This window comes from Shewanella sp. SACH, assembly GCF_001887095.2.
In the GTDB taxonomy this organism is placed as follows: domain Bacteria; phylum Pseudomonadota; class Gammaproteobacteria; order Enterobacterales; family Shewanellaceae; genus Shewanella; species Shewanella baltica.
This window is the reverse complement of the sequence record NZ_MPDG02000003.1, coordinates 246,682-258,526: the sequence shown is the minus strand read 5'-3', so window position 1 is coordinate 258,526 and position 11,845 is coordinate 246,682. Positions and strand designations below refer to the sequence as shown.

Annotated in this window: 8 protein-coding genes; 4 read left to right on the top strand and 4 right to left on the bottom strand. The window is 48.4% G+C overall.

The features are described 5' to 3' along the window. Positions 1-413: 413 nt before the first annotated feature. A complete protein-coding gene (locus BM607_RS15255) occupies positions 414-1,460 on the top strand; it encodes a DUF3626 domain-containing protein (protein WP_071940090.1) in 1,047 nt (348 codons plus the stop codon). 397 nt (positions 1,461-1,857) lie between these two features. On the opposite strand, the gene BM607_RS15250 is transcribed toward BM607_RS15255, so the two are convergent. Next, positions 1,858-2,376, bottom strand: coding sequence for a prepilin-type N-terminal cleavage/methylation domain-containing protein (locus BM607_RS15250; RefSeq protein ID WP_071940091.1), 519 nt, complete (start codon positions 2,374-2,376; stop codon positions 1,858-1,860). A gap of 278 nt (positions 2,377-2,654) precedes the next feature. Here BM607_RS15250 and cydD point away from each other — a divergent pair, with 278 nt between their 5' ends. The 3 genes from cydD (at position 2,655) to cyaB (ending at position 7,018) form a co-directional block, all read left to right on the top strand. Continuing rightward, entirely contained in the window at positions 2,655-4,589 is a 1,935-nt protein-coding gene (cydD, locus tag BM607_RS15245) for a cysteine/glutathione ABC transporter permease/ATP-binding protein CydD (protein WP_071940092.1), read from the top strand. Then, the gene (gene cydC, locus BM607_RS15240; RefSeq protein ID WP_071940093.1) at positions 4,586-6,337 is read left to right on the top strand and encodes a cysteine/glutathione ABC transporter ATP-binding protein/permease CydC; all 1,752 of its coding nucleotides are present in this window, start codon (positions 4,586-4,588) and stop codon (positions 6,335-6,337) included. The genes cydD and cydC overlap by 4 nt, the downstream gene beginning before the upstream one ends. 93 nt (positions 6,338-6,430) lie before the next feature. Then, positions 6,431-7,018, top strand: a complete 588-nt coding sequence (gene cyaB / locus BM607_RS15235) for a class IV adenylate cyclase (RefSeq protein WP_071940094.1) — start codon at positions 6,431-6,433, stop codon at positions 7,016-7,018. Between the two features lie 336 nt (positions 7,019-7,354). Here the strand turns inward: cyaB and BM607_RS15230 are convergent, their stop codons facing one another. The 3 genes from BM607_RS15230 to putA form a co-directional block, all read right to left on the bottom strand. After that, positions 7,355-7,531, bottom strand: a complete 177-nt coding sequence (locus BM607_RS15230) for a helix-turn-helix domain-containing protein (RefSeq protein ID WP_006082937.1) — start codon at positions 7,529-7,531, stop codon at positions 7,355-7,357. Positions 7,532-7,624: 93 nt separating this feature from the next. Further along, positions 7,625-8,368 (bottom strand): DUF599 domain-containing protein, encoded by a 744-nt coding sequence (locus tag BM607_RS15225; RefSeq protein ID WP_006082936.1) that lies wholly within the window; start codon positions 8,366-8,368, stop codon positions 7,625-7,627. Positions 8,369-8,642: 274 nt separating this feature from the next. Further along, positions 8,643-11,837, bottom strand: coding sequence for a bifunctional proline dehydrogenase/L-glutamate gamma-semialdehyde dehydrogenase PutA (putA, locus tag BM607_RS15220; RefSeq protein WP_012196729.1), 3,195 nt, complete (start codon positions 11,835-11,837; stop codon positions 8,643-8,645). Positions 11,838-11,845 lie beyond the last annotated feature (8 nt).

Sequence of the window (11,845 nt, the reverse complement as noted above, 5' to 3'; positions counted from 1 at the left end):
GTCTCGCTTATCTTTTAGGCGCAAGTTTCCTCAGCCGAATTTGAGCTTATTGAGGGCGAATCTGTATCCTACGAAGTGCCGTTTTGTATTGCTAGAGGCTTTGGGGGGCACTTTTACTGTTATTTGGGGTGCGGTTGAGCCTAATTGATTCCCCAAATGTACAGTATGGCTATCAGGTTGATTCAATCAGCTAAACAAGCTGGTTTAAAGTTAACTTGTCGACTCTTTTTATCTAAAAGTTAGAGTGAGTTAGCGGTAGATCACGCTAGATAAATTTGAGTGGTATAAACTCAAGGCGATAGGAGTAGAATTCATCAATATCTATTCTCTGCATGCTTGCGATTACTCTCGTGTTTATTTTAGGATGAGCTAACGCGGGAAATGGTTAAACGCCTCTCATTTATAGGTGGATTATGACAGCGATACAGCATATTGAACGTCTTGCTCGAGGTCGCAGTGAACAGGCCGTCGCTGTGATTAAAAATGTGCAGCAGATGTCGAACATCCCCATGCATGAGATGCAACTCGCCCTCAAACAATTGCTCAACTGCGGCCGAATTGCGCTGCATTTTCACCCCGATAGAATCGACAGCCGTGGTATGACAGTGGCCGAAGGTTTGCTGCGAGATGGTCAATACCGCAGTCAGTTTGAGACCCATATTTCCAACGGTCAGTTATCCCCTGAATTAGGCGGCCCACGGGATCACTGGGAAAATCAGCTGTTTGGTGATGTATACAAGGGCACTAAATCTCGGCCTAAATATGGCGCACTCGATCTGGGGATGTGGCAGGACGGCCCTGCGCCGCGTTTTGGTAGCTGCTATTTGCTGACCCACGCCAGTGTGATGGCACGTTCAACCTTTTGTTATCTCGACTCGTACCGCAATCCGAAAGAGAAGGGCACACTGTCATGTTTCGATGATGTGTTAGCGGCGCTGCTGACCGAGAGTTTTGAGCGTCACTATGCCTTAGGCAAATCCGACTTTAAGCCGCTGAATGTGATTCATTATTTGGGGCATCAACTCAATGCTTCCTTGCTGTCACGTTTTGAGCGGCCGTTATCGAATAATCTCGATCATTATATCGAGGCGCAGATCCACGGTGATGTTTCCCTCGATGAAGATATCGCCATGCTGGTGGCCGATCCAAGTTTTAAAGGCACTGATATTGGCGCCAGCTTAAGTAAGATTTGCGACAGATATGATATTGAGCTGCAATATCATGATGGTTTTAGCTTACATACGGCGCAGATCCCAAGCGATTTTCGCGGGCCGACTATGCCATCACTCGCTAATCGTATCGCCATAGAAGACAGAGTCGATGCCTATGCCATAGGTGTGGCCGCGCGGGATTTATATCATTCACCCCAGCATTGGCGTGACCGCGGTAATCGTGCGCAAGTCGCCCACGAACTTAAGTTACTCTGGCATGTGTTAGTGAAATACGGCGCAGTGCAGTAAGGGTTACGTTTTTAAAAAACGTTTGATTGTAAAATGTGACGCTAACAAAAACAGCGAGATAACCTCAGGTTAGCTCGCTGTTTTTCTATTATATTTCAGCTGGGTATAATACCAATCGTATTGAATATCTGTTCATTCAGCGGGAGTTCAACGCGCTTTAGACAAGGCGAAGGCTTGAAGGCTTAGTGGTGCTCTGTCGAAAGCCTTAAACGCAGTATAAAGCTGCGTTGCCATGCCGTTAACATCAGCCGCCCTTCGGGAGCCACACAGGCATCACACTCCGGTGTTGCATTGACTTAAAAGGGAATGACCATTTGTGCGTCAATGCGCCTTGGATTGAGATGCCTTTGAGGCTCTGAACTGATTAGATATTTAATGTGATTGGTATAAGGTCGTTCTAGCAACCTGTGTCGACCTTGTTATAGGTGGGGACTCCCGTCGTCTCCCACTTGTAGTCGATATAGCAATTTGTCGCTTCGACTTGCGCTTGAGTCGGCGTATCAAGGTTCAGTTTTTGCTTCGGTGTGGCAATGACTTGGTAGGTACCACCAGTAGTATGGATTCGATAGGACCATTCATCGACATTGAGCCCAGCAGCCTTAAAGATCTCTGGCGGCGTAGTATAAGCGGCGCTTGGTGCTGTACCGCTGGCACTGGCAGCCCAAGGTTGGTAGTTTTCGCCACGGATCCCGTCGTAAACGACTCGATTGGTGGTGCCGCTGTTAGCAATTTCCGACTTAGCTTTGAATAGGGTGACGGCGGATTTCATCGAAGCCTGTGCACCTGAAAGCTGACTCTTATAGGCATCTGATTGTATATTAATGAATTTAGGTGCAGCAACTACAGCTAATACTCCTAGAATAATAATGACCACAACGAGTTCAATCAGGGTAAAACCGGCATTTTTATTTGGCATAGGTAGAGGATAATTAATACAAAGAGGTTCATGCTACCTAAGTTTCCCCAAACAGGCTAGTGCTAGGGAAAGTTCCGTTAACTCAGGGATTTGTTTATCTTTAGCTCGTTTTTGTGAGTCTGCTAGCAAAAGTCTGTAATAGGGTTTCATCTGCTTTAGATGCCTGCGATACTGCGTCCCTATCGGAACTCTTTAGCCGTTGCAAGCCCCTTAAACTGAGTGTTATCGATAGCCGATCCCCGCTACGAGTCGCTTAATTGTTTTCTTGTTGGAGCACTATGGATAAGTCGTTAGAAAAATCCCTTCTTGTTTGGCTTAAAGCCCAGAAAAAAGCTTGTGGCTTGTTCCTTAAATTGTCGTTATGGCTTGGGATGATAAGTGCCGTCGCTATGGTGGCGCAGGCTTATATTATCGCGATGATTCTGGATGGCGTGATCATGGGGCAGCAAGTCATACCGCTAACTGCCAATGCCCAAATGGTCAGTTCCAGCGTGAGTATTGATACTTATACTCCTCATTTGATTGCGTTAATCGCCTTGATGTTACTGCGCGCCTTGCTGGCTTATGGCCGTGAACGCGCCAGTTTTGAGGCGGGTAAGCGCCTTCGTGGTCATATCCGCGCTCAAGTAATGGACAAGTTGACTAAGCTAGGTCCGGCATTTATTAAAGGTAAACCCGCAGGCAGTTGGGCCAGCATAGTGTTAGAGCAAGTCGAAGATTTACAAGACTTTTATGCCAGATACCTCCCACAAATCAGCCTTGCTGGTTTTATTCCCGTGCTCATCTTAGCGGCTGTTTTCCCGATTAACTGGGCGGCAGGATTAATTCTGTTACTCACAGCGCCGTTAATCCCTATGTTTATGATCTTAGTTGGCATGGGCGCTGCCGATGCCAATCGCAAGAATTTCAGTGCGCTTGCAAGATTGAGCGGCCACTTTATGGATAGATTAAAAGGCTTAAGCACGTTGAAACTCTTCCACCGTGGTGATGCTGAGCTAAAGATAATCGCCACTGCTTCGGAAGAGTTCCGTAGTCGCACTATGTCGGTACTGCGGATGGCTTTTTTAAGCTCGGCGGTATTAGAGTTTTTTGCGGCGGTTTCGATTGCTGTGCTGGCGGTTTATTTTGGTTTCAGTTACTTAGGTCACTTAGATTTTGGCTACTATGGCGCCCATGCCAATATCAGCTCGAGTACAGATCCTCAAATAGTCGGTATTCCATTTAGCCTGTTTACTGGGCTGTTTATTCTGATTTTAGCCCCTGAGTTTTATCAACCCCTGCGGGATATGGGCACTCATTACCACGCTAAGGCGCAGGCCGTCGGCGCCGCGGAAGCCTTGATTACCTTGCTCGAACATCCCGAACCTGAGTTTGTCGGCCAAGTGCGTATCAATAGCATAGAAACCCTGAGTGCTGATAATCTTGAAGTGTTTAGTGTTGATGGCACGCGTTTACTCGGCCCGCTGAGTTTTGAATTAAAAGACAATCAACGTTTAGCCTTAGTTGGCCCAAGCGGCGCGGGGAAAACCAGTTTACTCAATGCCTTATTGGGATTTTTACCCTATAAGGGACATTTGCTGATCAATGGCCATGAGTTAGCCGCATTAGATTTAGCCCATTGGCGACAGCATTTAGCTTGGCTGGGCCAAGAACCGCAGTTATTCCACGGTACTGTGCGGGATAACGTAGCTTTAGCCGACCCCACTCTGCCCGACGATAGGCTGTGGCACTTGCTGGCAGAGGCCAATATTAGCGACTTCGTTAAGGCGCAGCCACTGGGATTAGACTCGCCAGTCGGTGAGCAATCTTCCGGTTTATCCGTCGGCCAAGCCCAGCGTATTGCCTTGGCCAGGGCGCTTGGGCAAAAGGCGAGTTTGTTTATCCTCGATGAGCCTACGGCCAGTTTAGATAGCCAGAGTGAGCAGGCGGTGAGTTCTGCGTTAAATCGGGCCATGGCGGGTAAGATGTGCATTATGGTGACCCATAGATTAGATCAGTTAGATCAAATGGATACTATTCTTGTGCTCGATAAAGGCTTGATAGTACAGCGGGGCGACTTTACCACTTTGTCTAACACGCACGGCTTATTCCAAACCTTGCTGCGTGAGAATATTGAGTCCGTGGCGGATATTGAACTTGTACCGTTATCGGTCAGCGCCAGCGCCACTCCGGTCGATATTGCCGCCGAGCCCACTAAAGGAGATGCCCGATGAAAGTGCTAATCCCCTTTATTCGATTGTTCTCGCGCCAGTGGCTGATGATGTCCGTGGGCTTGCTGCTGACCATCATTACCTTGATGGCTGGCATAGGTTTACTGTCACTGTCGGGCTGGTTTCTTTCTGCTACCGCGGTCGCGGGTTTGACGATAGTTACGGCCCAGTCCTTTAACTTTTTTACTCCTGCGGGCGGCGTGCGTTTCTTATCAATTGCCCGAACTGCCAGTCGTTATGGCGAGCGTTTAGCGACCCATGAGGCGACCTTTAAGTTGCTGACTGAGCTTCGCGTTTGGGCGTGGCGTAAACTCTTGCCGCTAAGCGCTAAAAATCTGCAGGGGCTACGCCGTGGCGACATGCTTAATCGCTTAGTTGCCGATATCGATACCCTAGATCATCTATATCTGCGACTGCTCACGCCTATGGCGGCATCACTGCTGATGACTGGGCTCTTGTATCTATTTCTCGCTTGGTTCGATGCCAAACTTGCCCTCAGTCTTTGCCTATTCTTAGTCGCCGTTTGGCTGGTGATGCCACTGCTATTTTATCGCCTTGGACACGCGCCGAGCCGAACTATGCTCGAAACCAAGCGCCATTATCGGGTGCAATTATTGGATATGTTGCAAGGCCAAGCCGAACTCAGCCTATTTGGCGCCAACGACAGATTCAGGCAAAAACTGAATGATGCGCAGACAGAGCTGTTTCGCAGTCAAAGTGCGATGGCCAATATCACAGCGCTCAGCCAAGCCATGTTGATCCTCTCCACTGGCTCAGCCTTGATCATGATGCTGTATTTAGCCGCTCAAGGTGTGGGTGATGCGGTGCCGCCGGGCCCAATGTTTGCGCTTATGGTGTTTGCCACTATGGCCTGCGTTGAGATGATGATGCCGATTGCGGGCGCGTTTCAGCATTTGTCTGGCTGCGTATTGGCGGCGACACGGATTAATGAAATCACCGAACAAGAGGCCGATATTCAATTTGTTGCCGATACTGGCCTGAGGGCAAAATCTGGCGCCTTACAGATTGAAGATATCCACTTTGGTTATCGAGACGATCAACACGTGCTGCAAGGCTTGTCCCTTGAGATAAAAGCGGGGCAAAAAGTCGCGCTACTTGGGCCAACGGGTTGCGGTAAGTCGAGTTTACTGGCGCTGATTACCCGCGAATGGCAAGCGCAGCAAGGGCACATCAAGCTCGATGGTCTTCCTCTTTCAGATTACAGCGAGCGCGGCCTTAGGGATGCGATAACTGTGATTAGCCAACGCATCTATCTGTTTGCGGGCACCTTGCGGGAAAATTTAGTATTAGCGCTACCTGTTATCGAAGGCGAGAAACGCACGGCCCACGACGCACGCTTGATTGATGTGTTACAGCGGGTCGGACTTGGCGCTTTACTCACGGGTGATAAACCGCTGGATATGTGGATAGGTGAAGGTGGACGTCAGCTTTCGGGCGGCGAGCAGCGCCGAATTGGTGTTGCAAGAGCGCTGCTGCGTGATGCGCCGCTGCTATTGCTCGATGAACCAACCGAAGGGCTTGATAAGCGCACCGAGCGAGAGATTTTAAGTTTACTGTTTGAATTTGCTCAGGATAAAACCTTGCTGATGATTAGCCATCGTTTAACTGCTATGGCTAAGATGGATCACATTCATCTACTCGGCCAGGGTAAGATTATTGCGTCTGGCACTCACCAGAGCTTAATTGAAAACTGTGCAGAGTATCAGGCCTTATACCAAAGACTCGCTTAAGCCTCCTGTATTCAAGCCTTTAACGCTCAAACCTTTGACGTTCAATATGATGAATAGCGATATATTTTACCCATTAAAAGCGGATATAAATCGATGAACCCTGCGATGCCAGAAGCATTAGCCCCACAAATCAATGCCCATTTTAATGGTAAGTTTGAGGTCGAGCTTAAATATCGCTTATTGGACCGCCACGCTTTTTTCGCTGCCTTGCAGATGAGAAATCCTGAGATCATGCTCGAAGATAATCTTGAGCATGACTGTTACTTTGATCTGCCATCGCAATCACTTAAAGGCGAACACAAGAGTTTGTGTATCCGTGAGATGCAGCCATCGGGGATTATGTTGTGGATAGTGAAAGGACCGGAAAAAGACCGCTGTGAAGCCGTTAATATCACCGAAGTGACCAAGGCAAAGAGTATGTTGCATACCTTAGGTTATGAGTGCGTACTGGAAATTAAAAAGCGCCGCAGTATCTATTTTCTCGGTGAATTTCATCTAACAATCGATCATCTCGAAGGCTTAGGGGATTTTGCCGAGCTTGCGATTATGACTAACGATGAAACCTTGTTGCCTAAGTATGAAGCGCAATTACAAGAACTCGCCGCCGATTTGGGTTTAAGTGAAACGCAGCGGGAGTTGTTATCCTATCGGCAGTTGCAGCAGGCTTTAAATGATCAGTGATGGTTCAATCTTGTTGGATTAAAAGCTTAAAGTTCATGGCTTAACGTTTAATAGCTTAAAGTTTAGCGGTGTAAGTTTAATGGCCGGATGCTAAATCCGGCTAAGCAATCCCTCGCAACAAACCGCTATGGCTTAGTTCAAATCCCTTTGAGCGTCACTGTCCATATCGCATTCAAGGTTTGTTTTAACTCGCTATCGACGACTTAAACTTAAGCCTTGTATTTAAACTTAAGCATCGCATTCGCATTCAAGCCACTTTCACAAACTTAAACTCAAAATCAAACGATTTAAGCTGCGGTTACCCCGCTTTATTTGCCGTTAATTGCCAAATGCGTTTTAGCCTAAGCGTTGTGAAAAGGCGAGATAGCGTTTCACTTCCGCTTCAGGAAATTTCAATTCGTCACCATCTTGAACACTCGAGAGTAAATTCTCCCGAGCGAAACGTTTGATGGTCGCAGGTGTTTTATCTAACATTTTGCACACTTCATCTAAGGTTAATAAGTTATCGCTCATAGCACTCTCCCAGTATTTCAATAGAAACATAACCCAAAGAGTATAGAACAATAATTTCAACCAAGATGATACCTGCGACCTAAACCGCTAAGGTTATGATTCTATTTTATGGTTGCGTGCCGTTTCCCGCACTTGACTCTCTATTTGTAGATGCCCTTTTGCCGCAGTGATCGCCAGAACCGCGCGGGACTTAAACTCGCGGCGATATAAGGTCGCGACCACAAATAAGCTCGCCGAGATAAAGAGTATCGGGTGTACAAACCAGCACAATACTGCCATCGAAAAGTAATAGGCGCGTAAGCCATAGTTATAGGAGTGCGCCGCTTGATCTTGCACCGTCGCCATTTGCCTTGCGTAGGCTTTGAGATTGTCGTTCGAGCCATCGCTGTCTAAAGGACCCGCGCCTATCATCACGTTCACAAAACCGTATTGGCGCATCGACCAAGTAAACTGGAAGAAGGCCATCACAAAAATACTGACTAGCAAGGCGAGCTTGACTTGCACCAGCGCATGATTCGGTGGCGTGGCGAAGGGAATCGTCGCAATAACACTTTCTAGTCGTTCAACTTGTGCAAATAAGGTCAGCACACCCGCGAGCACAAATAGGGTGGTCGAGGCAAAAAAGGCAATATTGCGCTCAAGGTTGGCCAGCAGCGCCGCATCACCCACACGCACGCCGCGGGTCATCACCTCAAGCATCCAGTAAATTCTATGCTTATGCAGACCTCGGGCAATACAGTCGGTATCTTTCGCCTTACGACGGGCAAAGGCGGTATAGCCAGCCCAAGAAACGATAAACCACACCAATGCAGAAATATCTAACAGCGAAAATGTCATAGCCACCTTATTTTAAAGTCAAAAGTAGAAGTCAAAACCATCAAGCTCAATTACTGTGTGATTATGAGGGCTTTTATCAGCCGTGCGCAATCCCCCGCAAGTGCTTTGAAATCACAAGGATTAAAAATTTGAGCTAGCTCGCACTCGTTCGATTTTAAAGGCTAGATATTTCATCCTGAGGTTTAGGAATACATCTTTGTGAGAGATAAACCGCAGCCAATAAAAAAGCCAGACTCAGTCTGGCTTTTTAGCAGGCGTTATTAGGTGCGCGAGCTTATTCTTCGCCATCACCCAGTGATAACAACGTTGCGTTACCACCGATGGCGGTGATGTTGTTGGTGCGAGTCTTTTCTGTCACAAAACGGGTTAAGTAGTGTGGGCCACCGGCTTTAGGGCCTGTGCCTGATAGGCCTTGACCGCCGAAAGGCTGTACACCGACCACAGCGCCGATTTGGTTGCGGTTAATGTACACGTTACCCACGTTCACTTTATCTGCAACTTCAAGGGCATGACCTTCGTTACGGCTGTGGATACCTAAGGTTAAGCCAAAGCCTGTGCTGTTGATCTCGTTGATCACTTGGCTTAGCTCTGCTGCTTTGTAGCGAATAATGTGCAGGATTGGGCCAAAGTGTTCTTTCTCAAGCACTTTAATCGAATCGATTTCAACCGCCGTTGGCGAAACAAAGTGACCGTTTTCAGTGCCAGCAGGAAGCGGCATTTGCTTGATAAGCTTGCCGACTTGCTTGATGTGGTCGATGTGCGCATCTAAGTTGGCTTTGGCGGTGGCGTCAATCACTGGGCCTACGTCAGTTTTTACTGAGCTTGGGTTGCCAATCACTAACTCATCCATCGCGCCTTGCAGCACTTCGATCACGCGATCGGCGATGTCTTCTTGTAGGAAGAGCACGCGCAATGCTGAACAGCGTTGACCTGCGCTAGTGAATGACGATGAAACGACATCGTTAACCACTTGCTCAGGTTGCGACGTTGAGTCCACTACCATGGCATTTTGACCGCCAGTTTCGGCGATTAAAGGAATAATCGCGCCATCACGGTTGGCCAGTGTACGGTTAATCAGTTTTGCTGTGCCAGTTGAACCGGTAAAGCATACGCCGCCGATACGCTCATCGGCCGTAATTGCGCTACCTACTGTCGCACCTGTACCGGGTAGGAATTGCAGAACCTCAACAGGAATGCCCGCTTGGTGAGCAAGTTGCACTGCACGGTAACCAATAATCGAGGTTTGCTCCGCAGGTTTCGCGATAACTGTGTTACCCGCCGCTAATGCCGCAGACACTTGGCCGAGGAAGATGGCCAATGGGAAGTTCCACGGGCTAATACACACGAATACGCCACGGCCTTGGAGGAACAGTTCGTTCAGCTCACCCGTTGGGCCAGGAAGCAGTTCAGGCTTAGCCATCATTTTCTTGGCTTGTACTGCGTAGTAACGACAGAAATCAACGGCTTCACGTACTTCGTCGATACCGTCTTGAATGCTCTTGCCCGCTTCACGGGTACACAGGGCGATCAATTCTTCGCGGTTTTCTTCTAATAAGTCAGCGAGTTTTTGCAGTGCAGAGGCACGGGTTTCAACCGGCGTACGTGCCCATGAGGCAAACGCTGCTTCAGCAGACGCGAGTGCTTGTTCTATGGCCGCATCATCGGCGAAGGCTACTTGACCCACAGTTTGGGTGGTGTCGTATGGGCTGACTATGGTTTTGTGCTCACCGGTTAAGGTTTTGCCGTTAACCAGAGGGCCTGCTTGCCATTGGGTATTTTTAAACTGTTCTATTGCCGCGAAAAATGGCTCAGATTCGGAAATGATGTTCATATTGAGTCCCTTGGAATTTTTGCGATCACTACCGAAAATATCGGCAGGTAAAACGATTCTATTGTTAGCCAGGGTTTTATAGCCCGTCAGCGTTTTTAGCGGGTGAATTACTAATGAGTCGATTGGGGTTTTAGGATCAACGAGCTTGTGGACGAACGAAGTGTTGGCCCCGTTTTCCAGCAGACGACGCACTAAGTAGGGCAGTAGATCCTTATGGGCACCAATGGGCGCATAAATACGTACCGATTTGGCGCCAGCTTCCGACAAAATCGTGTCGTACAGCTCTTGTCCCATGCCGTGTAAGCGTTGGAACTCATGGTGACGATCGCCCGCCATATCTGAAATCGCCGCAACGGTTTGCGCATTATGGCTAGCAAATTGTGGGTAGATAGCGCCGCGAGTCGCATCTGATAACAAGTAGCGGGCGCAGGCGAGGTAAGAAACGTCAGTACCGGCTTTGCGAGTGTAAAGTGGGTAAGCGGCTTCGCCAGCTTGTTGGGCCCATTTCAGTTCGCTATCCCAATAGGCGCCTTTTACCAGACGTAAGGGGATTTCATCTCCTTGCTCTTTGGCAAGACGAGTTAACCAAACCAGTACGGGCAGGGCACGCTTAGAGTAAGCTTGAACCACAATGCCGAGTAATCCCCAGCCTTTTGCCGCTTCTGAATTAAACAGTTTTTGGAACAGTTTCAGTGACAACTCGAGACGATCGACTTCTTCAGCATCGATAGAAATACCGATATTTAAGCCGCGAGCCAGTGTAATCAGGCGGATAACTGTGTCGTACAATTCAGTTAAAACGCGGTCTTCATTGGCCACTTCGTAACGTGGGTGCAATGCCGATAGCTTGATTGAAATCGTTGGGCGCGGTGATTCATTTTCGTTATAGCTTTGGGCACCGAGCTCAGTGATCGCATTGGCGTAATCGGTATAGTATTTCTCAGCATCTTTACGCGTTAACGCCGCTTCGCCCAGCATGTCGTAGGAATGGGTATAGCCTAACTTACGCTTGTCTTCGCTGTTCTTCAGGGCTTCTTTCATGTTGCGGCCCAGCACGAACTGCTTACCCATGATCTTCATCGCGGCCATCATGGCTTGGCGGATCACTGGCTCGCCGAGACGATTAACTAAGCGGCTCAGTAAGTTGCTTGGGGTGCCATCGATTTTTTTATCGAGCTTAACAATTTTACCCGTGAGCATAAGGCCCCAGGTCGATGCGTTAACGAGTACAGAATCACTCTTACTCATGTGCTCATCCCACTTAGCGCCTGAAAGCTTATCTTCAATCAGTGCATCGGCAGTGGCCGCATCAGGAATACGCAGCAGCGCTTCGGCTAAACACATCAGGATAATGCCTTCCTGTGTTTCTAAGCTGTACTGTTGCAGGAAGGCATCTATGCCAACCATCAAACCTTTTTTATCGAATTGACGAACCTTGTTAACCAGTTCGTGGGCACGACGAGTGACGCGCGCTATGGCTTCATCACTGGAGGGAACTAGTTGGATCAACTCTGACAAGTATTGTTCTTCATCGACAATGTAGTTGTCGCTGATCGCTTTGAACAGTTCGTCGAGATTGGCAGAATCGTAGCGGCCTGCCAGCACTTCACTCGCTTTGAACATAGTTATCGCTTCCATCTTGGCCG

Bases quoted from the DNA above. Each gene is read 5' to 3' on its own strand.
- BM607_RS15255 (WP_071940090.1), top strand. From the start codon at position 414: ATGACAGCGATACAGCATATTGAACGTCTTGCTCGAGGTCGCAGTGAA.
- BM607_RS15250 (WP_071940091.1), bottom strand. From the start codon at position 2,376: ATGCCAAATAAAAATGCCGGTTTTACCCTGATTGAACTCGTTGTGGTC.
- cydD (WP_071940092.1), top strand. From the start codon at position 2,655: ATGGATAAGTCGTTAGAAAAATCCCTTCTTGTTTGGCTTAAAGCCCAG.
- cydC (WP_071940093.1), top strand. From the start codon at position 4,586: ATGAAAGTGCTAATCCCCTTTATTCGATTGTTCTCGCGCCAGTGGCTG.
- cyaB (WP_071940094.1), top strand. From the start codon at position 6,431: ATGAACCCTGCGATGCCAGAAGCATTAGCCCCACAAATCAATGCCCAT.
- BM607_RS15230 (WP_006082937.1), bottom strand. From the start codon at position 7,531: ATGAGCGATAACTTATTAACCTTAGATGAAGTGTGCAAAATGTTAGAT.
- BM607_RS15225 (WP_006082936.1), bottom strand. From the start codon at position 8,368: ATGACATTTTCGCTGTTAGATATTTCTGCATTGGTGTGGTTTATCGTT.
- putA (WP_012196729.1), bottom strand. From the start codon at position 11,837: ATGGAAGCGATAACTATGTTCAAAGCGAGTGAAGTGCTGGCAGGCCGC.